22 protein-coding genes and 1 pseudogene are annotated in these 25,518 nt (G+C 73.4%); 14 read left to right on the forward strand and 9 right to left on the reverse strand.

From position 1 onward, the window contains the following. Positions 1-98: 98 nt before the first annotated feature. On the reverse strand, positions 99-938 hold the full coding sequence (gene aroD / locus ITJ55_RS14960) for a type I 3-dehydroquinate dehydratase (protein ID WP_194596121.1): 840 nt from the start codon (positions 936-938) through the stop codon (positions 99-101). A gap of 2 nt (positions 939-940) precedes the next feature. Next, positions 941-1,816 carry a shikimate dehydrogenase gene (locus tag ITJ55_RS14965; protein WP_194596122.1) on the reverse strand — a complete coding sequence of 292 codons (876 nt, stop codon included), beginning with the start codon at positions 1,814-1,816 and terminating at the stop codon, positions 941-943. Between the two features lie 151 nt (positions 1,817-1,967). Between ITJ55_RS14965 and ITJ55_RS14970 the strand changes: the two genes are divergently transcribed. The 4 genes from ITJ55_RS14970 (at position 1,968) to recQ (ending at position 8,152) form a co-directional block, all read left to right on the forward strand. After that, positions 1,968-2,387, forward strand: a complete 420-nt coding sequence (locus ITJ55_RS14970; protein ID WP_194596123.1) for a GNAT family acetyltransferase — start codon at positions 1,968-1,970, stop codon at positions 2,385-2,387. Between the two features lie 140 nt (positions 2,388-2,527). After that, positions 2,528-4,837 (forward strand): bifunctional UDP-sugar hydrolase/5'-nucleotidase, encoded by a 2,310-nt coding sequence (locus tag ITJ55_RS14975; RefSeq protein WP_194596124.1) that lies wholly within the window; start codon positions 2,528-2,530, stop codon positions 4,835-4,837. A gap of 197 nt (positions 4,838-5,034) precedes the next feature. Beyond that, on the forward strand, positions 5,035-5,997 hold the full coding sequence (locus ITJ55_RS16585; protein WP_194596125.1) for a type II CAAX endopeptidase family protein: 963 nt from the start codon (positions 5,035-5,037) through the stop codon (positions 5,995-5,997). 31 nt (positions 5,998-6,028) lie between these two features. After that, the gene (recQ, locus tag ITJ55_RS14985; protein WP_194596126.1) at positions 6,029-8,152 is read left to right on the forward strand and encodes a DNA helicase RecQ; all 2,124 of its coding nucleotides are present in this window, start codon (positions 6,029-6,031) and stop codon (positions 8,150-8,152) included. On the opposite strand, the gene ITJ55_RS14990 is transcribed toward recQ, so the two are convergent. Then, positions 8,113-8,589: a hypothetical protein gene (locus ITJ55_RS14990; RefSeq protein ID WP_194596127.1), complete on the reverse strand. Its 477-nt coding sequence runs from the start codon at positions 8,587-8,589 to the stop codon at positions 8,113-8,115. The two genes, recQ and ITJ55_RS14990, sit on opposite strands and share 40 nt — an antisense overlap. Positions 8,590-8,979: 390 nt before the next feature. Between ITJ55_RS14990 and ITJ55_RS14995 the strand changes: the two genes are divergently transcribed. Together ITJ55_RS14995 and ITJ55_RS16590 are read left to right on the forward strand one after the other, a co-directional pair. Then, positions 8,980-9,729 (forward strand): lysophospholipid acyltransferase family protein, encoded by a 750-nt coding sequence (locus ITJ55_RS14995; protein WP_194596128.1) that lies wholly within the window; start codon positions 8,980-8,982, stop codon positions 9,727-9,729. A gap of 39 nt (positions 9,730-9,768) precedes the next feature. Beyond that, positions 9,769-10,653 (forward strand): annotated as a pseudogene (locus tag ITJ55_RS16590) (NAD(P)-dependent oxidoreductase); the annotation flags it as partial. Positions 10,654-10,743: 90 nt separating this feature from the next. Here the strand turns inward: ITJ55_RS16590 and ITJ55_RS15005 are convergent. After that, entirely contained in the window at positions 10,744-11,325 is a 582-nt protein-coding gene (locus ITJ55_RS15005; protein ID WP_194596130.1) for a TetR/AcrR family transcriptional regulator, read from the reverse strand. A 43-nt stretch (positions 11,326-11,368) separates the two neighbouring features. Between ITJ55_RS15005 and ITJ55_RS15010 the strand changes: the two genes are divergently transcribed. The 5 genes from ITJ55_RS15010 to ITJ55_RS15030 all read left to right on the forward strand — a co-directional run bounded on the left by ITJ55_RS15010 (position 11,369) and on the right by ITJ55_RS15030 (position 16,303). Then, a complete protein-coding gene (locus ITJ55_RS15010; protein ID WP_228498733.1) occupies positions 11,369-12,637 on the forward strand; it encodes an MFS transporter in 1,269 nt (422 codons plus the stop codon). A gap of 107 nt (positions 12,638-12,744) precedes the next feature. Next, a complete protein-coding gene (locus tag ITJ55_RS15015) occupies positions 12,745-13,830 on the forward strand; it encodes an alkene reductase (RefSeq protein ID WP_194596132.1) in 1,086 nt (361 codons plus the stop codon). 152 nt (positions 13,831-13,982) lie between these two features. Then, positions 13,983-14,417: a DNA methylase gene (locus tag ITJ55_RS15020; protein WP_194596133.1), complete on the forward strand. Its 435-nt coding sequence runs from the start codon at positions 13,983-13,985 to the stop codon at positions 14,415-14,417. Positions 14,418-14,660: 243 nt separating this feature from the next. Next, positions 14,661-15,287, forward strand: coding sequence for a CDP-alcohol phosphatidyltransferase family protein (locus ITJ55_RS15025; protein ID WP_194596134.1), 627 nt, complete (start codon positions 14,661-14,663; stop codon positions 15,285-15,287). A gap of 35 nt (positions 15,288-15,322) precedes the next feature. After that, positions 15,323-16,303 carry an SDR family NAD(P)-dependent oxidoreductase gene (locus tag ITJ55_RS15030; protein WP_194596135.1) on the forward strand — a complete coding sequence of 327 codons (981 nt, stop codon included), beginning with the start codon at positions 15,323-15,325 and terminating at the stop codon, positions 16,301-16,303. 114 nt (positions 16,304-16,417) lie between these two features. Here the strand turns inward: ITJ55_RS15030 and ITJ55_RS15035 are convergent, their stop codons facing one another. From ITJ55_RS15035 to ITJ55_RS15050, 4 genes are all read right to left on the reverse strand, one after another. Then, entirely contained in the window at positions 16,418-19,150 is a 2,733-nt protein-coding gene (locus ITJ55_RS15035; protein WP_194596136.1) for a phosphoenolpyruvate carboxylase, read from the reverse strand. A 131-nt stretch (positions 19,151-19,281) separates the two neighbouring features. Next, positions 19,282-20,022 carry an aminoglycoside 3'-phosphotransferase gene (locus tag ITJ55_RS15040; RefSeq protein ID WP_194596137.1) on the reverse strand — a complete coding sequence of 247 codons (741 nt, stop codon included), beginning with the start codon at positions 20,020-20,022 and terminating at the stop codon, positions 19,282-19,284. 105 nt (positions 20,023-20,127) lie between these two features. Further along, positions 20,128-20,397, reverse strand: coding sequence for a GlsB/YeaQ/YmgE family stress response membrane protein (locus ITJ55_RS15045; protein ID WP_194596138.1), 270 nt, complete (start codon positions 20,395-20,397; stop codon positions 20,128-20,130). Between the two features lie 142 nt (positions 20,398-20,539). Continuing rightward, on the reverse strand, positions 20,540-20,752 hold the full coding sequence (locus ITJ55_RS15050) for a hypothetical protein (protein WP_056261057.1): 213 nt from the start codon (positions 20,750-20,752) through the stop codon (positions 20,540-20,542). Between the two features lie 189 nt (positions 20,753-20,941). Between ITJ55_RS15050 and ITJ55_RS15055 the strand changes: the two genes are divergently transcribed. Genes ITJ55_RS15055 through ITJ55_RS15065 form a run of 3 tightly spaced genes read left to right on the forward strand, consistent with a single transcriptional unit; the run spans position 20,942 to position 24,458 of the window. Next, positions 20,942-22,696, forward strand: coding sequence for a circularly permuted type 2 ATP-grasp protein (locus ITJ55_RS15055; protein WP_194596139.1), 1,755 nt, complete (start codon positions 20,942-20,944; stop codon positions 22,694-22,696). Then, positions 22,690-23,616 carry an alpha-E domain-containing protein gene (locus tag ITJ55_RS15060; protein WP_056261059.1) on the forward strand — a complete coding sequence of 309 codons (927 nt, stop codon included), beginning with the start codon at positions 22,690-22,692 and terminating at the stop codon, positions 23,614-23,616. Before ITJ55_RS15055 ends, ITJ55_RS15060 begins: the two co-directional genes overlap by 7 nt. After that, positions 23,613-24,458, forward strand: a complete 846-nt coding sequence (locus tag ITJ55_RS15065) for a transglutaminase family protein (protein ID WP_194596140.1) — start codon at positions 23,613-23,615, stop codon at positions 24,456-24,458. The genes ITJ55_RS15060 and ITJ55_RS15065 overlap by 4 nt, the downstream gene beginning before the upstream one ends. Before the next feature lie 200 nt (positions 24,459-24,658). Here ITJ55_RS15065 and ITJ55_RS15070 read toward each other — a convergent pair whose 3' ends face one another. Next, positions 24,659-25,510 carry an endo alpha-1,4 polygalactosaminidase gene (locus tag ITJ55_RS15070; RefSeq protein ID WP_194596141.1) on the reverse strand — a complete coding sequence of 284 codons (852 nt, stop codon included), beginning with the start codon at positions 25,508-25,510 and terminating at the stop codon, positions 24,659-24,661. Positions 25,511-25,518: the final 8 nt, after the last annotated feature.

A 25,518-nucleotide genomic window follows, 5' to 3' on the forward strand; every position in this document is an offset into this window, starting at 1 on the left:
CCGTCGCTCGTCTCCCGGTGGTGGACGCTGCGAGGGTCGGGCCGCCGGAGCCCTGACGTGCGAGACCCGGCGGGACGCCGGACCGGGCGTCGACGCCGTCAGCCCTCTTGTGCCGCGTGCACCAGCTCGAGCGCCGCCCGCAGGCCGACCGCCGGCACCTGGCCGGGAGCACTCGTCGCCCCGGCCGACCCGAACGTGACGCACGAGCCGAACGTCTCGCCGGCCAGCCGTGAGACGACCCCGAGGGGCCCCATCGACATGGTGATCGCGGGCACGAGGCCGGCCCCGGCGCGGAACTCGGCCGTCGCCCGCATCAGGGTCAGCACGTCGTCGGGGCTCGACGGCATCGCCGCGAACTTCGCCACGTCGGCGCCGTTCTCCTGTTGCTCGAGCAGGCGCGACACGATCTCGCCCTGCGGCGGGGTGCCGCTGAAGTCGTGTGACGACATCACCACCACCAGTCCGGCGTCGTGGGCCGCGTCGACCAGGCCGCCCAGCAGGTCGGGGTCGGTGTACATCTCGACGTCGACCGCGTCGAGCAGGCCGGTGCCGATCGCCGCCCGCAGCACCGCGTCGTAGGTGGCGGGGGCGACGTCCCGGTCGCCCCCCTCGGGTTCGGTGCGCAGGGTGAAGAGCAGGGGCAGGTCGGCGTCGAGCGCGTCGCGCACCCGCCCGACGACGTCGGCCACCAGGTCGAGGTCGGCCGGCCCCGTCGCCTGGGCGCCGGTGCGCACCGGGCCGTCGGGGTCGGGCGCCGAGGCGAAGGCGGCGTCGACGAAGTCGATGCGCAGCTCGACCAGCTCGGCCGTGTCGGCGTCGAGTGCCGAGGCGGCTGCGACGAGGGCGTCGGCGGTGCGCGCCACCAGCGGAACGCAGACCGCGGGGCGTCCGGGGCCGAGCGCCACGCGGCCGATCGAGACCGGCGACGGTGTCGCCATCGTCAGCCCACCACGCTGTCGGTCGTCGAGCGTCCGGGCACCGGCAGCCCCACGGAGGCGCGCATCGCCTCGCGCAGGACGCCCTCGTCGGCCACCGGCTCGTCCTGGGCGAGGCCGGAGAAGAGTCGCACCTGGCCCAGCGCCTGCTCGACGAGCATGTCGAGGCCGTTGAAGACGAGGCCGCCGTCGGCCAGCCAGCGGGACGCCAGCCGGGTCGGCCACGGCTCGTACGCCACGTCGAAGAGCACCGACGAGGTGCTGCTCGGGCGGAGGTGCAGGTCGTCGGCCGCGCCGCCGGGCAGCGTGCTGATGACGAAGTCGAGCGGGCCGAGCGACGGCAGCTCGGTGAGGGGCGCGATCATCACGTCGGCGCCCAGGTCGGCGGCCAGCGAGGTCAGTTCGCCGGCGCGCATCGGGTTGCGCAGGTGGATCGAGAACGAGCGGGCGCCGAGGTCCCACGCGGCGGCCATCGCCGACAGCGCCGTCGCGCCCCCGCCGAGGATCGTCGCCGCCGCCGGGCGCGCGTCGTGGAACCCCTCGACGGTGCGGACGATGCCGTCGACGTCGGTGTTGTGCCCGTGCCGGCGACCGTCGTCGTCGATCACGACGGTGTTCGCGACGCCGAGCCGGTCGGCCAGCGGCGAGAGGGTGGCGAGCAGGGGCAGCACCTCGCGCTTGAGCGGCATCGTCAGGCTCAGCCCGCGCCAGCTCGCGTCGAGGCCGTCGACGAAGGCGGCGAGCCCGCCCGAGGCGACCTCGACGCGGTCGTAGTCGAACGGCAACCCGAGGTGCTCGTAGGCCGTGCGGTGCAGCACCGGCGACAGGGAGTGCTCGATCGGCGACCCCAGGACGGCGAGACGGCGACGAGCGTCGGTCACGGGTGGACCCCTCCCTGACGCCCGCGGCTCGGACGACGACCCACCCTAACGCGAGGGCCCTGGGGCCCCGACGCGAGGGCCCCGAGGGGGTGCGGGGCGCTGGTGACCGGCGCCGCGCCTCCTCGGCTGCGGGGTCTGGCAGGGTCGAGGCATGCAGATCCGACCCTTCGACGAGGCCGACACCGAGACCGTCGTGGCGCTCTGGGAGCGCTGCGGGCTCACCCGCCCCTGGAACGACCCGCGACGCGACATCGAACGCAAGCTGACGGTGCAGCGCGAGCTGTTCGTCGTGGGCGTCGACGACGAGGAGGCGCTGGTCGCGACCGCCATGGCCGGTTACGACGGCCATCGCGGCTGGGTCTACTACGTCGCGGTCGACCCCGACCGGCAGGGCCGGGGCCTCGGGCGCCAGCTCATGGCCGAGGTGGAACGTCTGTTGGTCGCCATGGGCTGCCCGAAGGCGAACTTCCAGGTGCGCACCGGCAACGAGCGGGTGCGGGCGTTCTACGAGCACCTCGGGTACTCGGTCGACGACGCGTTCGGCATGGGCAAGCGGCTGATCGCCGACTGACGCGGGGCTCGGGTAAACAACATGTGACGATCTTCAGCGGACCCTTGTCGGGTTCACGGCGAGAACTTATGGTCGTGTGCGGGTGCCCCTCTCGGGGGGTGCCGTCACGCCCGAACCACCTTCTCAGGAGCCCGACGCCCATGCGCACCAGCCCCCCGTCACCCGAGTCCACCCCGACGGGAGGCAGGCGGCGCGTCCGCGGTGCCGCCCTCGTCGGCGTCGCCGTCAGCGCCCTCTGCCTCGGCACGCTGACCGCCGTCCCCGCGCAGGCCGCGACGACGACCATCGACATCCTCGGCATCAACGACTTCCACGGGCGTCTGGCCCAAGAGACGTCGCCGACCGCGGGTGCGGCCGTCATGGCCGGCAAGGTCAACGAGTTCCGGGCGGCGAACCCCGGCAACACCCTGTTCGTCTCGTCGGGCGACAACATCGGGGCCTCGACCTTCACCTCGTTCATCCAGGACGACGAGCCGACCCTCGACGCGCTCAACGCGATGGGCCTCGACGTCAGCACGCCGGGCAACCACGAGTTCGACAAGGGGCAGGACGACTTCAACGTCCGCGTGAGGGACAACAGCGACTTCCCCTACGTCAACGCCAACATCTACCGGACGTCCACGGGTGAACGCGCCTACGACCCCTACTTCGTCAAGGACGTCGACGGCGTCCGCGTCGGCTTCGTCGGCGCCATCACCGAGCTGATGCCCGAGCTGGTCAGCCCGGCCGGCGTCGAGGGGCTCGAGTTCCGCGACATCGTCGACTCCGTCAACGACGCCGCGGCCGAGCTGACCGACGGCGTCGAGACCGACGCCAACGGCGAGGCCGACGTCATCGTCCTGCTCGTCCACGAGGGCAACGCCTCGGCGGCCGAGGCGGACGCCACCGGCGACTCGCAGTTCGCCGACATCGCGAAGAACGTCTCCCCGTCCGTCGACGCCATCCTCTCGGCGCACACGCACCAGACCTACAACTTCACCGACATCGTTCCGACCGGCGGCACCAAGCCCCGCCCCGTCGTCCAGACCGGCAGCTACGGCGCCAACCTGAGCCACCTCGTCGTCCAGTACGACGACGTCACCGGTGAGGCGACCGTCACGAGCTCGCTCGTCCCGCTGTACCAGTCGGCCTCGCCCGACCCCACGGTCGCGACCATCGTCACCGACGCCGAGGCCGTCGCCGCCGTCGAGGGCCGCAGGCCCGTCGGCACCATCACCGGCGACCTGCTGCGCGCCAAGCAGCTCGACGGCTCCGAGAACCGCGGGGGAGAGTCGACCCTCGGCAACCTCGTCGCCGACGCCCAGCTCGCGGCCACGGTCGAGAACGGTGCGCAGATCGCCTTCATGAACCCCGGCGGGCTCCGCGCCGACCTGAGGTACGCCTCGACCGGTGACGCGACCGTCGATGCGGACGGTCGCGTGACCTTCCAGGAGGCCGCCGCCGTCCAGCCGTTCGCCAACACCCTGGTCGTCTCGACGCTGACCGGCGCCCAGATCCGGCAGACGCTCGAGCAGCAGTGGCAGCCCGCCGGGTCGTCGCGTCCGTTCCTCAAGCTCGGCGTCTCGGAGGGTCTGACCTACACCTACGACCCCGCGGCCGCCGCCGGGTCGCGCATCGGCGACATCACCTTCGAAGGCGCCCCGCTCGACGAGGCCGCCAGCTACAAGGTGACCGTCAACTCGTTCCTCGCCTCGGGCGGCGACAACTTCACGGCCCTCAACGGCGCCTCGGCCAAGGCCGACAGCGGCAAGGTCGACCTGCAGAGTCAGGTCGACTACTTCACGGCGAACCCGTCGGTCTCGCCCGACCTCGCCCAGCGTGCCGTCGGCGTGACCGCGCCCGTCGCCCCCGAGGGCGGCTACGAGGCCGGCGACACCGTCGACTACTCGCTGTCGTCGCTGCTCTTCAGCAACGGCGGCCCGACCACCGGCACCGTGACCGCGACCCTCGACGGCGTCGAGGTCGGCTCCGCGACGATCGACGGCACCGTCGTCTCGACCACCGACGAGCAGGGGCAGGCCGACCTGACCGTGACGATCCCCGAGATCGCCGCCGGTTCCGCCGCGCAGACCCGACAGCTGCTCTTCACGGTGACGGGGACCGGCACGACCTTCACGGCCCCTGTGTCGCTCGCCGCCGTGGCCGCCGCGCCGGTCGACCCGACCGACCCGACCGACCCGACCGACCCGGGCACGACGCCGCCCGTCACGACCCCCGGCAGCTCCGCCCCCGGCACCACGCCCGGCACCGGAACGGGCTCGGGCTCGGGCTCGGGCAGCACGCCCGCCCGCACGGTCCGCAACGCCGACGGCTCGCTGGCCTTCACCGGCCAGGACGGACTGGGCCTCGCCGCCCTCGCCGCCCTCGCCCTGATGCTGGCCGGAGGGTCGGCGCTGGTCGTCGGCCGCCGTCGCCGGCTCCGCGCCACGGGGTCGTCCACCGACGGCTGACGCCCCCGGCACCGCAGCGCACCACCGACGGGACGTCGCACCACGAGAAGTCGTGGTGCGACGTCCCGTTCGTGGTGCGACGTCCCGCTCGCGGTGCGGCCTCGCTCGGCTGGGTGCGTGACGTGGGCGACCGGCCGGCACCGCGCCTCCTCGGGTCGTCCGAGGGGTCGGGGCCGCGCCTCCCGTACGCTCGTCGCGTGACGACGTTCGCCTACCACCGCCTGTTCCGGTCGCTGCCCTCGTACCGGTGGTGGAAGCCCCTGCTCGCCGCGGTGGTCGCGGCCGTGACCTACCTGCTCGCGTCGGTCGTGGTCTACGTCGGGGTCCTCGGGGCGACCACGGCCGTCGGCGGACCCGAGGCCGCGGCCCGACTGCAGCGCGGCATCGACGGAGACGCGCTCGCCGCGGCCGACCCGCTCGTGCTCTTCACGACCCTCGCCTCGATCGCGGTCATGCTGCCGGCGATCATGCTCGGCACCCTGATCGTCGGCCCCGGCGCGGTCGGCCGGCTGTCGAGCGTCGCCGGCCGGCTGCGTTGGCGCTGGCTCGCGCGCTGCGTCGTGCCGGCGCTGGCGTTCATGGCGCTGACCGTCGGCCTCAGCTACTTCGTGGTGTCGCCCCTCTCGGGCGAGCCGATCAGCCCCGGGCCGGTCACCACGCCGGCCGACACGCTGGTGTGGGCCGTCGTCGTCATCCTGCTCGTCACGCCGCTGCAGGCGACCGCCGAGGAGTACGCATTCAGGGGTCTCGCCATGCAGACGATCGGCTCGTGGCTGCGGTACCCGATCGCGGCGATCTTGCTACCCACGGTGGGGTTCGCGCTCGGGCACGACTACAACGTGTGGGGCATGCTCGACGTCGCGGTCTTCGGCGTGGCCGCGGCCTACCTGAGCTGGCGCACGGGCGGGCTCGAGGCGGCGATCGTCGCGCACGTGCTCAACAACACCGTGCTGTTCCTGCTGTCGGCGCCGTACGCGGGCGTCGAGTCGAGCGACGGCAGCCCCCTCGCGCTCGCGGTGACCGTGGTCTCGACGCCGCTCTACGTCTGGCTGGTGCTGCGGGCCTCGCGACGCTCGGGCCTCGTGACGGTCCGTGCCGAACCCCTCGTCCCCAGCCCGCCCGCGCCCGACGACCGCCCCCAGGAGGCGCGGGTCGGCTGACCACGTCGGTGCCCGCTCGTAGACTCGTCGCGTGACCCCCGCCGCCTCGCCCGCCCTGGCCCCCGACGCCCCCGCCGCCGCCCTCGACGTGTTGCACCGGGTGTTCGGCTACGACGAGTTCCGCGGTCAACAGGCGCAGATCATCGACCAGGTGGTCCAGGGCGGCGACGCGCTGGTGCTCATGCCCACGGGCGGCGGCAAGTCGCTCTGCTACCAGGTGCCGGCCCTCGTCCGTGACGGCACGGGCATCGTGGTCTCGCCGCTGATCGCGCTGATGCAAGACCAGGTCGACGCCCTCGAGGCGGTCGGCGTCCGGGCGGCGTTCCTCAACTCGACGCAAGACCCCGACCGTCGTCGTGCCGTCGAGCAGGCCTTCGTCGCGGGCGAGCTCGACATGCTCTACCTCGCCCCCGAGCGGCTGAAGCTCGACTCGACCAAGTCGCTGCTCGACCGCGGCCACGTCTCGCTCTTCGCCATCGACGAGGCGCACTGCGTGGCCCAGTGGGGGCACGACTTCCGCCCCGACTACCTCGAGCTGTCGGTGCTGCACGAGCGCTGGCCCGAGGTGCCGCGCATCGCCCTGACGGCGACCGCCACCGAGACCACCCACGGCGAGATCTCGCGGCGCCTCGACCTCGACGACGCGAAGCACTTCGTCGCCGACTTCGACCGGCCGAACATCCAGTACCGCATCGAGGCCAAAGACGGCCCGCAGCAGCAACTGCTGCGCTTCATCCGCGCCGAGCACGACGGCGACGCCGGCATCGTCTACTGCCTCTCGCGCAAGTCGGTCGAGAGCACGGCCGAGTTCCTCGTGAAGCAGGGCATCGCGGCCCTGCCGTACCACGCCGGTCTCGACGCCCAGACGCGCGCCCGCAACCAGTCGCGGTTCCTGCGCGACGAGGGCATCGTGATGGTCGCCACCATCGCCTTCGGCATGGGCATCGACAAGCCCGACGTGCGGTTCGTCGCGCACCTCGACCTGCCCAAGTCGGTCGAGGGCTACTACCAAGAGACCGGCCGCGCCGGTCGCGACGGTCTGCCCTCGACGGCCTGGCTGGCCTACGGGCTGCAAGACGTGGTGCAGCAGCGCCGCATGATCGACCAGTCAGAGGGTGACGCCGAGCACCGCCGCAAGCTCAGCGCCCACCTCGATGCCATGCTCGCCCTCTGCGAGACGGTCGAGTGCCGACGGGTGCAGCTGCTCGGGTACTTCGGTCAGGCGAGCACGGCCTGCGGCAACTGCGACACGTGCCTCACCCCGCCGCAGTCGCTCGACGGCACCGTGCCCGCCCAGAAGCTGCTCTCGACGGTCGTCCGCCTCAAGCGCGAGCGCAACCAGCAGTTCGGTGCAGGCCAGATCGTCGACATCCTGCTCGGCAAGTCGACCCCGAAGGTCGTCCAAAACCGTCACGACCAGTTGTCCACCTTCGGCATCGGCACCGAGTTCGGCGACGTCGAGTGGCGCGGCGTCGTCCGGCAGCTGCTCGCCCAGGGGCTGCTCGCCGTCTCGCCCGACGGCTACGGCACGTTGCTGCTCACCGACGCGGCGGCCGAGGTGCTGTCGGGCGGTCGCGCCGTGCGGCTGCGGCGCGAGCCCGACCGCCCGGCCCGTGCGGCCCGTTCGAGAGGTGGCTCGGGGGCGTCCGGCCGGGGCGCGTCGCGGGGTGCCGCCGAGCTGACGGGTGACGACGCCGCCCTGTTCGAGACACTGCGCGAGTGGCGGGCCGGCGTCGCCCGGGCCCAGGGCGTCCCCGCCTACGTCGTGTTCGGCGACGTCACCCTGCGGGGCATCGCCTCCGAGCGGCCCGGCTCGCTCGACGAGCTGGCGGGCATCAGCGGCGTCGGGCAGAAGAAGCTCGACACCTACGGTCAGCAGGTGCTCGCGGTCGTCGGTGGCACGGCCCCGGCCGAGGCCGCCGCCGCGGGGGCGGCGTCATCCGCCACGGCGGGCGGGTCTGCGGCCCGTCCGGCCCGTCCGGCCCGGGCTGGCCGAGCGTCCGGCCGGGCCGCCGGCCGTGGCGCGGGGGCCGACTCGCCGCCCGCCGTCGACGAGGTGCCCGAGGTGCCGGCCGACGATCTCTACGACTGGCCGTCCGACGCCCCGTTCGACCCCTACGACGACGCGCCGCCCCCGCCCGACGACCGGCGCTGACGACTGGTGCCGGCGGGCCGGAACCCGAGCGCCGAGAACCGGCGTGAGAGCACCACCAACCCGGCCGTCGTGATCACCATCGCCTCGAAACCCCCGAGGAAGGGCTGCCCGTTCATCCGGGCCACGTAGGCCGCGGCGAGCAGCACGGCGCCACCCACCGGCGGGGCGACGCCGATGAACCGCATGCTCGCCGCGTCGACCCCGTCCGGCCGTCGTGATCGCCGGGACGACGAGACGGCGACGACCACCAGGGCCAGCCAGACGAGGGCCGACAGGCCGTAGAGCCCGGTCGCGACGACCGTGGCGACGAGTCCGACCCCGACCGAGGTGCCGGCCCCGACGATGCTGGTCACCGCGAAGAAGGCGTACACGACCGCGGCCGTGCCGAAGACCAGCGCCAGGCGTGGGGGGCGGGCGATGACCGAATCGTCGTCCATGGCGGTCCTCTCGTCGTCGGGGTCGTGGTCTCGAAGGTGCGGCGTCGTGGCCGGGCGTGCGGGAGGCACGCGGCCACGGGGCATCATTGTCGGGCCGTCGGGCCCTCGAACGTCCGGGCCGTCGGTTCGGGCGACGTCCTGGCCGTCGGCTCGGCTGCGGCGCGCGGCTGCACTGCCGCACCGAGGTCGGGGCCCCTCGACGGTCGGGATCGAGGGACGCCTTCCGAACAGGACGGTCGCCCCGTTTCGGTCGATCACGACCATAGGGGCCCCGTCCGGACGCGGCAATCCTCCCTGAGGGGGACACCCGTTGTTCCCCGAATCGGGTGGTCCGGGTGGTCGACCGCGGGTCACGGGTGAGGCGGGCGGGCGACCCATGCCGTCGGCGACATGTGGTGTCGGGCACAGTGGAGCGTGCTCACAACCCTCAGCCGTTCGGTCCTCGCACCCCTGGTCCGCGTGGTCTGGCGCCCCCGCGTGATCGGCCGTCGCCACGTGCCCCGACGCGGCGCCGTGACCCTCGCGAGCAACCATCTCTCGTTCGTGGACAGCGTCGTGATCACCCTCATGGCACCCCGTCAGGTCTCGTTCCTGGCCAAGGCCGCCTACTTCACCGGTACGGGGCTGAAGGGTCGGGCGTCCCGCGCGTTCTTCTCCGGCATCGGCGCGATCGGTGTCGAGCGCGGGGCCGGGTCCGCTGCCCAGCACGCCCTCGACCTGGGGCTCGGCAAGCTCACGGCCGGTGACGCCTTCGCGATCTACCCCGAGGGCACGCGCTCCCTCGACGGGCGGTTGTACCGCGGTCGGACCGGTGTCGCCTGGCTCGCCCTGACCAGCGGGGCGCCCGTCGTGCCTGTTGCACTGACGGGGACGCAGGAGCTGCAACCGGTGGGCTCGCGCCTCCCGCGCCTCCGGCGGTTCACCGTCGAGTTCGGCGAGCCGATCGACCTGTCGCACCACGGAGAGGCGAAGTCGGGGCGTGCCCGACGGCACGCGACCGACGAGGTCATGGCGGCGATCCAGCGGCTCAGTGGGCAGGTCGAGGCCGGGGCGTACAACGACCCGCCCGCACCGTCGGTCGTCGCCCGGGTGCGCCGCGCGATGCGGCCCGACCCCGTGGGGCCCGATCCGCTCGACTGACGCCGGCGCGGCCGCGCCCGCCCGGCGTGGCCGCCCGCCCGGCGCGGGCGTAGCGTCGAGGGCATGAAGGTCGCTGTGCTCGGGACGGGCATCATGGGTCAGGGCGTGGCGGGCACACTGCTGCGCGAGGGGTTCGACGTGACGGTCTGGAACCGCACGAGGTCGAGGGCCGAGCCGCTCGCGGCCGACGGCGCCACCGTGGCCGACACGGTGAGCGAGGCGGTCGAGGGTGCGGACGTGATCGTCACCGTGTTGTTCGACGGGGACGCCGTGCTCGAGGTGCTCGCCGACGCGGCCGGTGCGACCGGGCCCGACGCGGTCTGGGTGCAGGCCAGCACGATCGGTGAGGCCGACACGGCCCGGGTGGTGCAGGTCGCCGACGAGCAGGGGCTCCGGCTCGTCGAGGCGATGATGCTCGGCACGAAGAAGCCGGCCGCCACCGGGAAGCTGGTGATGCTCGCGGCAGGCGAGGCCGGGCTGATCGGCGCCGTGCGGCCGGTGCTCGACGCGATGGGGTCGAAGACCGTCGTCGCCGGTGACACGGTCGGGCACGGCACGGCCCTCAAGCTCGCGGCGAACGCCTGGATCGCTTCCGTCACCGCCGCGACCGCGCAGTCGATCGCGCTGACCGAGGCCCTCGGGCTCGACCCGCAGCTCTTCCTCGACGCGATCGACGGCGGTCAGTCGGACACCCCCTACGCGCACCTCAAGGGCGCGACGATGATCGCCGGCGAGTACCCGGCGCAGTTCGCGCTCGACGGCCTCCGCAAGGACCTCGGGCTGATGCGCGAGGCCGCACAGGGCACGTCGTTCGACCCGGCGCTGATCGAGGCCCTGGCCGACGTCTACGCGGTGGCCGCCGACCGGGGGCACGGCGACGACGACATCGCCGCCGTCCGCACCGGGTTCGACCGCGAGAGCTGACGGGCGCCGACGCGACCCGCGACGGGGAGCGCATGGCGGTCGCGACGCGCACGGGAGGCCCGGGGGAGCGGGAGGTCCGGGGGAGCGGGATCAGGCGTCCGGTGACGTCGCGGCGGCGGAGGCGACGAGGGCTGCGGCGATCGCCCGGGCCGTCGTGGTGTCGCGGCCGGGCTCGCGCAGCCGCATGGCGAGGTCGCCGGTGACGACCAGCAGCAGGCTCTCGGCGAGCTCGGCGGAGCGCCCACCGACGAGCGGTCGGGCCAGCTCGGTGAGGCGGTCCCGCAACGTCGCGGTGTCGGCCCGCACCGCCTCGGCCACGTCGGCCGGAGGCTCGGCGTACTCGGCCGCCGACGCCAGGAAGGCGCACCAGCGGGCCCCGTCGGGCCGGGCCCGGAAGTCGTCGAGCGCGTCGAAGACCGCCAGGAGGCGCGGGCCGGGCTCGTCGTGCCCGGCCACGGCGGCGTCCCAGGTGGCGAGCCACTCGTGGTGGCGACGGGCGAGCGCTGCGGCGACCAGCGCCTCCTTGCTGCGGTAGCCGCGGTACAGGGTCGCGGCCGAGACGCCGGCCCGGGCGAGCACGGCGTCGACGGGCGTCGCCGCGATGCCGTTCGTGAAGAAGAGGTCGTCGGCGGCGTCGAGGATCTTCTTCTCACTGGACGGGCGGAGAGGCATGCCGACAGCTTAGGCTGCAGAAATGAAACGTACGTTTTCGTTCATGCCACGACGCGCTCACCGGGCCGGTCTCGCCCTCGTCGTGGCGGGCACGGCTCTGATCGCCGTGACCTACGGTCTCGTCCGCCTCGCCTACGGCCTGTACCTGCCCGAGATCCAGGCCGACCTCGGGTTCGACGCCGGCGTGGCCGGCGCTATCTCTTCCGGCGGGTCATCGGCCTACGTCGTCGGCGCGGTCTTGGGGTTCGCGGCAGCTGGACGCCGCTTCCGCGGACTCGTCGTCGCGGCGGGCGCCACGGCGGCGATCGGTGCCGCGGGGATGGCACTGGCACCCGACGTGGTCCCCTTCGCCGTGGCGGCCCTGCTGGGCTCGACCGGTGCCGGGCTGGCGTCGCCCGCGCTCGTGCGCATCCTGCAGCGCGGTCTCGACGACGGACGGCAGGCCGGTGCCCAGGCGGTCGTCAACGCCGGCACCGGACCGGGCCTGGTCGCGGCCGGGGTGCTCGCGTTCGCGCTGCTGCCCCAGTGGCGGCTCGCCTGGTTCGTGGCCGCCGGGGCGGCGATCGTCGCGGCCGGGGCCGTCCTCGTGCTCGAACGCCGCGCCTCCGACGTCCGTTCCGGCGACGCGCCGGGCACCGAGTCGCCGGCGACCGCCACGGCCACGACCACGACCACGGACGCCGCGCCTCCCGGCCTCGTGCCCCCGCTCGGATGGATCGCCGCCCACCGGTGGGTGCTGCTGGCGGCACTGCTCGCCGGTGGTGCCTCGGCCGGCGTCTGGAACTACGGGCGCAGCCTGCTCGCCGACGCGGGCGTCCCGGCCGGGGTGTCGGCCTGGGCCTGGGTCTGCCTCGGGGCCGGAGGCACGGCCGTCGTCGTCACCGCTCGACCGTTGTCACGTCTCGCCCCCGGTGCCCTGTGGGCACTCACGCTGGCCGCCATGGCAGCCGGGACGGCGGGGTTGGCCACCCTGCCGGGCGTCGTACCGGCCGCCCTCGTCGCCTGCGCGGCGTTCGGCTGGGCCTACACGGCGGCGACCGGTGCGCTGATCGCCTGGACGGCCGAGATCGACGCGGCCCAGGCCGCGAGCGGGACGGCGCTGCTGTTCGTCCTGCTCGTGCTGGGGCAGGCGGCGGGGGCGCCCCTGCTCGGGTGGGTCGTCGCGGCCCACGGCTACGGCGCAGCCCTCACGGTTGCCGCGATCGGTGCCCTGCTCGCGGCCCTCCCGGCGCTGCCGGCCCTGTCAGCCGCCCGCCCCTCGAGACCCCAGGAGGTCGCCGAGACCCCAGCGCGCGCCCAGGGGTCTCGGTGACTTGCTGGGGTCTCGGCACGCGCCGGCGGGGAATGCCGGGCGCGAGCTCCCGGTTGGCCCACGAGTGCCCCCGCCCGTGGGCGCGTCATCGTTCGGAAGGACCACCCTTGGACCTCTTCTCTCCCGCCACCTTCGGCCAGCTCGAGCTGCGCAACCGCGTCGTCATGGCGCCCCTCACCCGTCTGCGCTCCGGCGACGACGGCGTTCCGGGCGACGTCGTGGTGGAGCACTACCGTCAGCGCGCCTCCTTCGGTCTGATCACGACCGAGGGCACCTGGCCCTCGCAGGAGTCCAAGGCCTACGACGGCCAGCCCGGCATCGTCACCGACGAGCAGGTCGCCGGCTGGAAGCGCGTCGCCGACGCCGTGCACGCCGAGGGCGGCACCATCGTCATGCAGGTCATGCACGGTGGCCGCGTCTCGCACACCGACATCACCCGCACCGACCGCATCGTCGCCCCGAGCGCCGTCGCCATCGACGGCCAGGTGCACACTGCCGCCGGCAAGGTCGACTTCCCGGTGCCGCACGCCCTCACCACCGACGAGGTGCACCAGGTCACGGCCGACATCGTCGCCGCGTCGAAGCGCGCCGTGCTCGAGGCCGGACTCGACGGCGTCGAGATCCACAGCGCCAACGGCTACCTGCTGCACGAGTTCCTGTCGCCCGTGTCGAACGTGCGCACCGACGAGTACGGCGGAAGCCCCGAGAACCGCGCCCGCCTCGCGATCGAGACCGCGACCGCCGTGGCCGAGGCGATCGGTGCCGGCCGCGTCGGCATCCGCCTGTCGCCCATGCACAACATCCAGGACGTCGTCGAGACCGACGTCGCCGACGTGACCGCCGTCTACCGCGCGCTCGTCGAGGGCCTCGCCCCGCTCGGCCTGGCCTACCTCAGCGTGCTGCAGGCCGACCTGCGCGGCGAGCTCGTGCAAGACCTGCGGACCCGCTTCGGCGGCGCGTTCATCGCGAACAGCGGCTTCGGCCAGATCACCACGCGCGACGAGGCGATCGCCGAGGTCGCGGACGGCCAGGCCGACGCCGTCGCCGTCGGTCGCTTCGCCATCGCGAACCCCGACCTGGTCGAGCGCTGGGAGGGTGACCACGAGGTCAACGAGCCCAACCCCGCCACGTTCTACGCGGCCGGCGCCGAGGGCTACACGGACTACCCGACGCTGCAGCACGCCGACCGCTAGTCGGTCGCCCGCCCGCCCTGCGGGCTTCAGCGCCGCATGTCGTGCACCGCACCGCGTCTGGACGCGGTGTCGTGCACGACACGCGGTGCCGGCGAAGCGAGGAGGCGCGGGTCGCGTCACCAGGGCCCCGCACCGGGCGTAGACAAGACGGCATGAGCGACGTCAAGCACCCGTCCGACCTCGGCATCGACGTGGGCGAGGGCTCACCGCAGCAGCTCTACCGCTGGCTGCTCGCGAGCGTGCTGTTCGGTCGGCCCGTGCAGCAGGACGTCGCGGCCGACACGTACCAGGTGTTGATCGACCACGGGCTGACCAGCCCGGCGCGGTTCGCCGAGCACGACCACGAGGGGCTGCGTCGGCTGCTCGACGAGGGCAGCTACGCGCGCATCGACCACGTGATGAGCGACGAGCTGCACGAGGTGATGGGCCGGGTCGACCGCGACTGGGGCTCGGTGAACCACCTCGTGCGATCGTCGGCCGACCGGGCCGAGCTCACCCGACGGCTGGCCGACCTCAAGGGGGTCGGGCCGAAGACGGCCGAGATCTTCACGCGCGAGCTGCCGGCGTCGCTCTACGGCACCGCCTGACGGCACCGCCCGACGGCACCGCCCGCTGCGCACGGCGTTTCGTGCACCACGCCGCATCTAGACAGGATGCGGTGCACGAAACGCGGTGCGCTGCTGGCCGGGCAAGGCGGGCGGAGCCCGGACGGCGCGGCGGTGGTGACCACCCGTAGACTCGAGGCGATCTCGGGGGCGCGACCCGCGCCTCCTCGGGTGTGATCGGTGCGACCGCGCCGACCGTCCGCGCGACCGTGCAGAGGGGGCCTCGTGACGCTCGTCGACAAGCTGTTCCGACAGGACGAGTGGCGCACCGTGCCCAACGCCATCTCGGCGGCCCGTCTGCTGTTGCTGCCGGTGTTCCTCGTGCTGATCGTCGGGCAGCACTACTGGTCGGCGATGGTCGTCATCGCGGTCGTCTTCGTCACCGACTTCCTCGACGGGTTCATCGCCCGCCGGACGAACACGACGTCCGAGCTCGGCCGGTGGCTCGACCCCGTGGCCGACCGCATCACCGTGATCGTCGTGGTCATCGCGTTCGTCGCCGGCGGGCTCGTGCCCTGGCCGGTGCTGCCCTTGCTGCTCGTGCCCGACCTGCTGCTGAGCGCCTACGCCCTGTTCGTGCTGGCCGGAGCGTCGTTCCCGGTGACCTGGGTCGGCAAGATCCGCACCGCGCTGATCTTCGTCGGGTTGCTGCTCGTGCTGGTCGCGGCCGCCCTGGTCGACCAGTTCGGTGGCTCAGGAGGCGCGGCGTCTGCTCCGCTCGCCGAGGCCGGTGCCGTCGGTCGCACGATCGGGCTCGTGGTGCTGTGGGTCGGCCTCGTGGGCCACTGGGTCGCGGCCGTGCTCTACGCCGCCGCGCTCGTCCGCCTGCGCCGCGCCCGCAACGCGGCCTGACTCGTGACGACGACCCCGAGCGTAGCGTCGACCGCATGACTCGCATCACCACCCCCTTCAGCGCCGCCACCACCGCGAACGAGGTCGTCGACGGCCTCGACCTGACCGGCAGGCGCATCGTCGTGACCGGCGCCGCCTCGGGCATCGGCATCGAGACCGCCCGGTCGCTCGTCGCCGCCGGGGCCGACGTGACCCTCGCCGTCCGTCGCCCCGAGCAGGGCGAGCAGGCCGTCGCCGACATCCGCGCCAGCACGGGCGCCGGCGGCGACACGGGTTCCGGCACCGGCACCGTTCGCGCCGCGATCCTCGACCTCGAGAAGCGCGACACCCTCCAGGCCTTCGCCGACGCGTGGCAGGGCCCGCTCGACGTGCTGATCGACAACGCCGGCGTCATGGCGACGCCCGAGACCCGCACCCCCGAGGGCTGGGAGCTCCAGTTCAGCAACAACCACCTCGGCCACTTCGCGTTGGCGAACGCGCTGCGCGACGCCCTGGTCGCCGGTGCGCAGGCCTCGGGCCAGCCCTCTCGCCTGGTGTCGCTCAGCTCCACGGGCCACCACCGATCGCCGGTCGTGTTCGACGACGTCATGTTCGAGCGTCGCGAGTACGACCCGTGGGCGGCCTACGGCCAGTCGAAGACGGCCAACTCGCTCTTCGCCGTCGGCGTGACGCAGCGCTGGGCCGACGACGGCGTGCTGGCGAACGCCGTGCACCCGGGCGGCATCATCACACCCCTGCAGCGCCACCTGCCGAAGCAGGAGATGCTCGACCGCGGCTGGATCGACGAGGAGGGCACCCCCAACCCGGCCTTCAAGTCGACCCAGCAGGGCGCCGCGACGTCGGTCTTCGTGGCCGTGCACCCGCTCGTCGAGGGCGTGGGCGCCCGCTACTTCGAAGACGTCGCCGAGGCCGAGCCGTTCCGCGACGACGCCCCCGGCCGCGGCGTCAAGGACTACGCCCTCGACCCCGAGCAGTCCGACCGCCTCTGGACCCTCAGCGAGCAGCTGCTCGCCTGACCCGCGGCACCACCGGCCGGCGACACCGCCGGGCCCGGCCCACGGGCCGAGCACGCAGGAGGCGCGAGCCGGTCCTCGAGACCGGCCCGCGCCTCCTTCGTGTCGCCCCGCGGCTCAGCCGGTGTTCTGCAGCCCCGCGGCGATCCCGTTGACGCTGAGCAGCAGGAGGCGGTGGTCGGCGTCCGCCGGGTCGCCGCCGCCCGCGACGCGGATGGCGCGGAGGGCGCGCAGCTGCAGCAGCGAGAGGGCGTCGACGTAGGGCGAGCGCAGCCGGACGGCACGGCTGAGCACCGGGCGCCCGTCGAGGACCTCACCGTGGCCGCTGACGGCGAGCACCCACGACCGGGTGCGGGCCATCTCGTCGAGCACGCGGCCGGCGAGGTCGTCGCGGTCGGCCAGGGCCAGGTACTCACGGGCGATGTGCTCGTCGGTCTTGGCGAGCGACATCTCGACGTTCTTGATCATCGCCGAGAACAGCGGCCAGGTGGCGTACGCCTCACGCAGCCGGTCGAGGTCGCCGACCGCCTCGAGGGCGGAGCCGAGGCCGTACCAGCCGGCGAGGTTGATGCGGGCCTGGGTCCAGGCGAACACCCACGGGATCGCCCTGAGGTCTTCGAGCGACTCGACCGACAGGCCACGGCGGGCGGGGCGCGAGCCGAGCGCGAGCAGGCCGACCTCCTCCATCGGGGTGACGGCGGCGAACCACGACGCGAAGCCGTCGGCCTTCACCAGGCCGAAGAATGCCTCGCGTGACGCGGCGTCCATGGTCTCGGCGACGTCGGCGAACCGGTCCGCGGCGGTCGCGTTGGCCTGCTCGTTCGACGGGCTCGACGCCAGCAGCGTCGCGGCGGCCATCTGCTCGACGTGCCGGGCGGCGATGGTCTTGTTGCCGTACTGGGCGAAGATGACCTCGCCCTGCTCGGTGATCTTGAAGCGGCCGTCGACCGACGCCGGCGGCTGCGCCAGCACGGCCTCGTTCGCCGGTCCGCCGCCGCGCCCGAGGGCCCCGCCGCGACCGTGGAAGAGGGTCAGCTCGATGTCGTTCTCGGCGGCCCAGTCGGCGATGCGGGCCTGGGCGGCGTAGAGGGCGAAGGTGGCCGAGACCGGCCCGACGTCCTTCGACGAGTCCGAGTAGCCCAGCATCACCTCGAGGCGACGGCCGGTCGCCGCGAGCCGCTTCTGGACGGCCTCGGTCTGCAGCGCCTCGTCCAGGATGCGCGTGCTGGCCTCGAGGTCGGCGAACGTCTCGAACAGCGGGATCACGTCGAGCACGGGGGCCGGCTCGTCGCCCATCGCCCGCTCGGCGAGCTCGTACACGTTGGCGAGGTCGGCCGACGACTGCGTGAACGACACGATGTAGCGCGACGCGGCCCGCACGCCGTAGCGCTTCTGCAGGTCGGCGATGGTGCGGAACACGGCGAGCACCTCGTCGGTCATCTCGGCCCGGGCAGGAGGCGCGGCGCCGGCCTCGACGTCGCCGCCGGTCGCCTGCGCCCCGCCGGTCGCCTCCGCCGCACCCGCGACGGGGTCGGCCGCCCGCAGCTCCGCGAGGGCCGTGCGGTGCACCTGCGAGTGCTGGCGGACCTCGAGTTCGGCGAGGTGGAAGCCGAAGGTCTCGACCTGCCAGACGAGGCCCTGCAGGTCGCCGTTGGCGCTGCGGTGGGCACCGGCGGCGCGGAGCGACTGCTGCACGACCCGCAGGTCGGCGAGCAGCTCGTCGGGGTGGCCGTAGGCGAGCGCGGAGCCCTCACGGCGGGTGGCGTCGATGCGGGCGGCGACGAACATCAGCACGCGGCGGTGCAGCTCGTGGGGTGACCGGACGCCGATGCGCGACGCGACGTCCGCGTCCATCCGGCGCTGCGCCTCCGCGAGGGCCACCAGCTCGTCGGAGGCCGGAGTCTCGGCCTCGTCGAGCGTGAGGGTGCCGCCGATGCGGGTGGTCGCCCGGTGCAGGCCGAGCAGCACGTGCTCGGCGGCGATGTCGGCGGCGGCGCGCGTGACCTCGGCGGTGACGTGCGGGTTGCCGTCGCGGTCGCCGCCGATCCAGGTGCCGAGGCGCATGAAGGCGGGCGCGACGGCGGGTTCACGACCCGCGGCCTCGCCGAGCAGCCGGTCGTCGAGCAGGCGGTAGACCTGCGGCACGATCTCGAACAGCGTCTGGTCGAAGATGCTCATGGCCGTCCGCACCTCGTCGAGCGGGGTCGGGCGCGTGGTGCGGATCGGCGAGGTGCGCCAGAGCGTGTCGACCTCCTCGAGCAGCCGGCGCTCGGCCTCGGCGACGGCGACGTCGTTCTCGAGCCGGTCGCGGTCGGTCATCAGGTCGCTGATGCGGCGGATGCTCGACGCGACCGCTCGACGTCGGGCCTCGGTCGGGTGGGCCGTGAGCACGGGGTGGAAGCGCAGGGCGTCGAGTCGCTTCGAGGCCTCGTCCGCGCCGACCTCGTCGGTCAACTGGCGCAGCGTCGCCGAGACCGAGTCGCCCGCACTGCTGGCCTCGCTGCCGCGGCGGCGCAGCACGCGCACCCGGTGGTGCTCTTCGGCGAGGTTGCTGAGGTGGAAGTAGCAGGTGAAGGCGCGCGCGACCTGCTCGGCCAGGCCCTGGTCGAGCGCGTCGACGAGCCGCTGGGCGTCGTCGAGGCTCGCGCCGTCGGCCCCCTCGTACGCGGCGATGACGGCCGCGCGGACGTCCTCGACGGCCCGGAAGAGCTCGTCGCCGCCGGACTCGCGCAGCACCCGGCCGAGCAGGCTGCCGAGGTAGCTGACGTCCTGACGCAGGCTTCCGTCGACGGCGCCGCTGATGTCGTCGCGGCTGCCGTCGTGTCGTCGTGTGGTCTCGATGTCGGTCACCGCACCATCTTGGACGACCCGGGCGATGTATGACGCCACGTTGTGGGCACCACGCCACGTTTAATCGTGGCGCGGTGCCCACATCGTGGCGTGGTGGGCGGCTCGGGGCAGCTGGTGCGGTGCGCCGCGGCTCACGTCGCGGCCCAGAGCGCCCGGTAGTACTCGGTGCGGACGGGGTCGTCGGCGACGCCGTACGCGTCGAGGAAGGCGCGCTCGTGGCCTGGCCCGTAGTTCCAGCCGAGGCTCATCGTGGCGACGGCGAGGTCGGCCCACCGGTCGGCGACGCCGAGGGCGTCGAAGTCGACGTGCCCCGACCACAGCCCGTCGTCGCCGATGAGGGTGTTGGGCACGCACGGGTCGCCGTGGCAGACGACCAGCCGGTCGATCGGCGGAGGGTCGCCCAGCCCGGGAGGCGCGGTGCGGGCCTTCGCGCTGGTCGCGATCCGGTCGTCGACCGACCAGCTGAAGGGGCACTCGTCGACCGGCAAGGCGTCGTGCAGTCGCCTCAGCCCCCGTCCCGCCTCTCGCACGGCGGTCGCCGGGTCGGCGGCCCAGAGCAGGTCGACGGCACTGCGCCCCGGGACGCCCGCCGTCACGAGGCATTCGCCCGCGTCGTCCCCGCCGATCTCGAGCACGCGGGGGGCCGGGGTGAACTCGACCACCCAGCGCAGCCGCATCTCTTCACCGTGCAGGTCGAGTCCGCTGCCGTGCGGAGCCCACTTCGCGAAGCGTCGGGTCGGTCCGTCGCCGAGGCGGTACGTGGTGCCGCCGGCCTCGTTGCGCCACACCGCGGTGATCGTGTCGCCGCCCGCGGCCGCGACCACCGCCTCCGGCACCTCGAGGTCGGGGTCGGCCCGGTTCTGCGTCCACATGCCCCGAGTCTCGCACCCGCCCGTCGACCGAGCGACCCGCCCCGGGAACGACGGAACGGGCCGCCCCCGAGGGGGCGACCCGTCCAGCGCGGTGCGGAGAGCTGCTTACGCGCGGCTGCCCTTGCGGCCGACGATGAAGCCGTAGATCACGAGGACGACGAGCGCGCCGAGGATCGCGATGATCCAGCTCTGGATGCTGAAGAAGCCGTCGTAGCCGACGCCGAACACGGCGCCGCCGATCCAACCGCCGAGGAGGGCGCCGATGACACCGAGGACGAGGGTGGCGATCCAGCCGCCGCCCTGACGGCCGGGGAGGATGAGCTTGGCGATGGCGCCGGCGATGAGGCCGAGGAGGATGAAGGCGAGGAAGCCCATGATGTGTTCCTTTTCGTTGGGTGCGCGGGTTGCGCGGTTGCTGCTGAGACGGTCGGGTGCGTGCCAGCGGGGTCTGTGATCACGGCCGCATGCGAGAGGCCCGCGAGAAGGTCGTCCTCTCGGGCCTCGTGGCGGGAGGGGACTAGTGCGCGGCCTTGCGGGCCTTCTTCACCGCGGCCTTGCGGGCCTTGGTGACGTCCTTCTTGGCCTGGGCACGCGCCTTCTTGACCTTGGGGTCGTTCCAGAACGAGCCGAAGAAGTTGCTGATCTCCTTGTAGCGGCCCTTTCCGGCCTTGGCGCCGTAGGTGTACGCGAGGAACGCGATGACGGCGATGACGAGGTACTTGAAGCGCATGTGGTGGTCCTCCCGGTGGGACGTTCTTGTCGTTCGCCGGTGACGCTATTCCTCCTGGGAGTTCTCTGTTACAAATCGGTTTGGTCTTGCGGTGCCGTTGTTCGCATCTGTCCTGTCGACAGGGTCGACGTCACTCCCCCGCCGCACGACCGAAACACCCCGGCAACACCCCCTGGCTAGCGTCGAGCCATGGGTGAGCTCTTCGAGGGATACGCGACCACCACGGGTGGTGCGACCCGGCCGGCCGGGGCACGGGCGGCCGCCGCGGCGTGGGACGAGATGTTCGAGCCCGACGGCACGCCCCGCCGGGCGTACCACGACATCCACGCCACCCTCGAGGGCATGACGCAGGACGACCTGCGCGGCCGGACCGCCGCCCTGGCCGACTCGTACCTGGCGCAGGGCGTCACCTTCGACTTCGCCGGAGAAGAACGTCCCTTCCCGCTCGACGCCGTGCCCCGCGTCGTCGAGCACGCCGAATGGACCACCGTCGAGCGCGGCGTCAAGCAGCGGGTCAAGGCGCTCGAGGCGTTCCTCGCCGACGTCTACGGCCCGCAGACGGCGATCGCCGACGGGGTCATCCCCGCGAGCCTGATCACGAGCTCGAGCCACTTCCACCGGCAGGCGAGCGGCATCGACCCGGCCAACGGCGTGCGCATCCAGGTCAGCGGCATCGACCTGATCCGTGACGAGGCCGGCGCCTGGCGGGTGCTCGAGGACAACGTCCGCGTGCCGAGCGGCGTCAGCTACGTCATCTCGAACCGTCGGGTCATGGCGCAGACGCTGCCCGAGCTGTTCGTCTCGATGCGGGTGCGCCCGGTGGGCGACTACCCGAACCGCCTGCTCGCCGCGCTGAAGAAGAGCGCGCCGTCGGGCGTCGACGAGCCGACCGTCGTGGTGCTGACGCCGGGCGTCTTCAACTCGGCGTACTACGAGCACACCCTGCTGGCCCGCCTGATGGGCGTCGAGCTGGTCGAGGGTCGCGACCTCTACTGCTCGGGCGGCCGCGTGTTCATGCGGACCACCGGCGGGCCCGAACGCGTCGACGTGATCTACCGCCGGGTCGACGACGAGTTCCTCGACCCGCTGCAGTTCCGCGCCGACTCGGTGCTCGGTTCGCCCGGCCTGCTGATGGCCGCCCGCCTCGGCACGGTCACGATCGCGAACGCGGTCGGCAACGGCGTGGCCGACGACAAGCTCGTCTACACGTACCTGCCCGAGCTGATCCGCTACTACCTGGGCGAGGAGGCGCTGCTGCCGAACGTCCACACCTGGCGGCTCGAGGACCCCGGCGCCCTCGACGAGGTGCTCGACCGGCTCGACGAGCTCGTGGTCAAGCCGGTCGACGGCTCGGGCGGCAAGGGCCTCGTGGTCGGGCCCGCCGCCAGCCGACGCGAGCTCGACGACCTGCGCACGCAGCTGCAGCGCGACCCCCGCGGCTGGATCGCCCAGCCCGTCGTGCAGCTCAGCACGATCCCGACCCTGGTCCACGACGGCCTGCGCCCGCGGCACGCCGACCTGCGGCCCTTCGCCGTGCACGACGGCGACGACGTGTGGGTGCTGCCCGGCGGCCTCACCCGGGTCGCGCTGCCCGAGGGGCAGCTCGTGGTGAACAGCAGCCAGGGCGGCGGCTCGAAAGACACCTGGATCGTCGGCGGCGACGTCAACGCCTGGGCCGGCCACGACGTCAGCGCGCTCATCGCCGAGCAGACCACCCCGACCGAGTCGATCCCGGTGATCACGCCCGAGCAGGCCGCCGAGGCCGCGGCGGCCGCGGCCGACCACAGCCCCGACCACGCACCCCAGGACGACCCGCGCAACGACCAGCAGGCACAACAGCAACAGACGCAGGAGGCGCGGCCGGGGGCACGAGGCCGCCCCGCGCCTCCTGCGTCCCGGGTCGACGACCACGCAGCCACCCCGACCGAAGGGCCATCATGCTGAGCCGCATCGCCGAGAGCCTGTTCTGGATCGGCCGGTACATCGAGCGGTCGGACGGCACGGCGCGCATCCTCGACGTCCACCTGCAGCTGCTGCTCGAGGACCCGTGGATCGAAGAGGACGTCGCCTGCCGCAGCCTGCTCGCCGTCATGGGCAGCGACGCCCCCGAGGGCGACCTGGCCCGGGGCGACGTGCTGTCGATGCTGGCCGTCGACCGGCACAACCCGGCCTCGATCGCCTACTCGTTGGGTGCCGCCCGCGAGAACGCGCGCCGGGCCCGCGAGATCGTCTCGACCGAGCTGTGGGAGTGCCTCAACACGACGCGGGCCCGCATGCCCCGCAAGGTCGCCGACGACAAGGTGCACGAGTTCTTCGCCTGGGTGCGCGAACGCAGCGCGCTCGCCGTCGGCATCATCGAGAGCGCGACGAGCCGCGACGAGGTGTGGCAGTTCTTCACCCTCGGCCGGTCGATCGAGCGGGCCGACATGACCGCCCGGCTGCTGGCGACCCGCACGCTGACCGAGGCGTCGGGGCCGTCGTGGACGACGATCCTGCGCTCGTGCGGCGCCTACGAGGCCTACCTGCGCACCTACCGGGGCGTGCCGAGCGCCCGCAACGCCGCCGAGTTCCTGCTGCTCGACCGGCTCTTCCCCCGCAGCGTGCTCTTCGCGATCAGCCGGGCCGAGTCGTGCCTGCGCGAGGTCGAGCCGACGACGCACCGGGTGGCCGCGTCCGACAGCGGCGTGCGCATCCTCGGGCAGATGCGCAGCGAGCTCGAGTTCCGGCCGATCGGCGACATCCTCGACGACCTGCCGGGCCAGATGGACACCGTGCAGGCCGCCACGAGCGCCGCGTCCGAGGCGATCCGCCAGCGGTACTTCCCGACGAGCGCGGCGCCGACGTGGGTGGGGGAGCGGTCGTGAGCCGGCTGCGCATCCGCCACGTCACCGGGTTCTCGTACCAGGGCGAGGCCGTCGCGAGCTACAACGAGGCGCGCATGCTGCCCGCGCACACCGAGGGCCAGTTCGTCCTCTCGTCGCACCTGCGCATCGAGCCGGTCGCCGCCTCGCACGAGTACGTCGACTACTGGGGCACGCGGGTGTCGTCGTTCGAGGTGCTGCTGCCGCACCGGCAGCTCTCGCTGACCGCGACCTCGCTCGTCGAGGTGCGTCCGCAGGCCCACCCGGCCGAGACGATCTCGTGGGCCGACCTGACGGCGGTGGCGGGGGCCAGCACCTCGTTCGTCGAGCACCTCGAGCAGACGCCCCTCACCGCGCCTCCCGCCGACCTCGCGGCGGTCGGCACCGACGCCCGCGCGGCGCACGCCGACCCGTGCGCCGCCGCGATGGCGATCTGCGAGGCCGTGGGAGGCGCGGTGCGGTACCTGCCGGGCGTCACCAACGTCAAGACCACGGCCGCCGAGTCGTGGGCCGCCCGGGCCGGTGTCTGCCAGGACATCGCCCACGTCACCGTCGGCGCGCTGCGCGCGGCGGGCATCCCGGCGCGCTACGTCAGCGGCTACCTGCACCCGAAGCCCTCGGCCGAGCTGCGCGAGACGGTCACGGGCGAGTCGCACGCCTGGGTCGAGTTCTTCTGCGGCACCTGGCACGGCTACGACCCGACCAACCTGATCGACATCGGCGAACGACACGTCGTCGTGGGCCAGGGCCGCGACTACCGCGACGTGCCGCCGCTGCGCGGGGTCTACGCCGGCTCGTCGAACAGCGAGCTCTTCGTCACGGTCGAGATCACCCGCGAGGCGTAGGGCCGCACCGCCGCCGGCCCTGCCGGTGCGGCTCGCGTGCCTCGCCGCGCCGCGCTTTCTTCACCGCACCGCGTTTCGTGCACCGCACCGCGTCGAGACACGGTGTGGTGCACGAAACGCGGTGCGGTGCTGAGAGGGCGGGTGTAGCGGGCGCTGCGGGTGCGGCGCGGGCGCGGGGGCCGCGGCGCAGGAGGCGCGGGTCAGCAGGCCGTGTAGGCGTACGCCGGGTCGTCGGCCGGCACCAGGTCGCGGTCGCGCACGATCGTCGAGGGTGCCGGGTCGAGGGCGTCGACCCGGGCGCACACCGTGGCGGCCGAGCCGCGCAGGTCGTCGGTGTACTCGACGTCGTACACGAGGCCGCCGTAGACGTCGGTGTAGGCGGCGCACTCGTCGTAGCGGTCGCACTCCTCGGTGATCGCGAAGTCGTAGCCGATCTCGTCACGCCCCCGGGTGCCGAGGTCGGCGGTGTTCTTCTGCGCCGTGGCCAGCCCGGCGGCGTGCGCGCGGGCGACCAGCAGGGTGGCGAAGGCGACCGCGTCGTCCTCGCCGAAGGCGCCGTCCGACCGCGTCCACGAGTCGAGGTTGTCGAACTCGACCGCCCGGTAGCCCGACTCGGCGCAGCCGTCGATCGTCGACGCCTGCCGTTCGGCGACGGCCTGCCGGACCGCATCGGTCGACAGGTCGAACAGGTGCTCGTCGGGCCAGCCCGGGTCGACCAGCGGCTCGCCGTCGGCGGTCCGCACGAGCAGGTCGTCGGGCCACTCGACGCCCGGTTGGGTCTGGAACCCGTTCACGTAGCAGATGCCGTACGCACCGGGGGCGGGGTCGTCGGTGCTGTCGCGGGCGACGACGGTGGCTCCGTCGGGGACGGGTGACGCGCCTCCCAGCTGGTAGTCGAAGCGGGCGCCCTCGGGCGGCAGCTCGACGCCGTCGACCGTCGAGGGCGAGGAGGCGCGCGCGGCCGGTCCACCGGCCCCGGCCCCGGCGGCGGTGCACCCCGTCAGGGCCAGGCCCAGGACGACGAGGCCGACGAGTCCGAGGGGTGCGCGCATGCCGCGAG

Source organism: Frigoribacterium sp. VKM Ac-1396, from assembly GCF_015350895.1.
Taxonomy (GTDB): domain Bacteria; phylum Actinomycetota; class Actinomycetes; order Actinomycetales; family Microbacteriaceae; genus Frigoribacterium.

Excerpts from the sequence above, each read along its gene's own strand:
- ITJ55_RS15010 (WP_228498733.1), top strand. The coding sequence starts at position 11,369 with ATGCCACGACGCGCTCACCGGGCCGGTCTCGCCCTCGTCGTGGCGGGC.
- ITJ55_RS15020 (WP_194596133.1), top strand. The coding sequence starts at position 13,983 with ATGAGCGACGTCAAGCACCCGTCCGACCTCGGCATCGACGTGGGCGAG.
- ITJ55_RS15030 (WP_194596135.1), top strand. The coding sequence starts at position 15,323 with ATGACTCGCATCACCACCCCCTTCAGCGCCGCCACCACCGCGAACGAG.
- ITJ55_RS15070 (WP_194596141.1), bottom strand. The coding sequence starts at position 25,510 with ATGCGCGCACCCCTCGGACTCGTCGGCCTCGTCGTCCTGGGCCTGGCC.
- ITJ55_RS15060 (WP_056261059.1), top strand. The coding sequence starts at position 22,690 with ATGCTGAGCCGCATCGCCGAGAGCCTGTTCTGGATCGGCCGGTACATC.
- ITJ55_RS15040 (WP_194596137.1), bottom strand. The coding sequence starts at position 20,022 with ATGTGGACGCAGAACCGGGCCGACCCCGACCTCGAGGTGCCGGAGGCG.
- ITJ55_RS15050 (WP_056261057.1), bottom strand. The coding sequence starts at position 20,752 with ATGCGCTTCAAGTACCTCGTCATCGCCGTCATCGCGTTCCTCGCGTAC.
- ITJ55_RS15005 (WP_194596130.1), bottom strand. The coding sequence starts at position 11,325 with ATGCCTCTCCGCCCGTCCAGTGAGAAGAAGATCCTCGACGCCGCCGAC.
- aroD (WP_194596121.1), bottom strand. The coding sequence starts at position 938 with ATGGCGACACCGTCGCCGGTCTCGATCGGCCGCGTGGCGCTCGGCCCC.
- ITJ55_RS14975 (WP_194596124.1), top strand. The coding sequence starts at position 2,528 with ATGCGCACCAGCCCCCCGTCACCCGAGTCCACCCCGACGGGAGGCAGG.
- ITJ55_RS14995 (WP_194596128.1), top strand. The coding sequence starts at position 8,980 with ATGTGGTGTCGGGCACAGTGGAGCGTGCTCACAACCCTCAGCCGTTCG.
- ITJ55_RS14970 (WP_194596123.1), top strand. The coding sequence starts at position 1,968 with ATGCAGATCCGACCCTTCGACGAGGCCGACACCGAGACCGTCGTGGCG.
- ITJ55_RS15045 (WP_194596138.1), bottom strand. The coding sequence starts at position 20,397 with ATGGGCTTCCTCGCCTTCATCCTCCTCGGCCTCATCGCCGGCGCCATC.
- ITJ55_RS14990 (WP_194596127.1), bottom strand. The coding sequence starts at position 8,589 with ATGGACGACGATTCGGTCATCGCCCGCCCCCCACGCCTGGCGCTGGTC.
- ITJ55_RS15055 (WP_194596139.1), top strand. The coding sequence starts at position 20,942 with ATGGGTGAGCTCTTCGAGGGATACGCGACCACCACGGGTGGTGCGACC.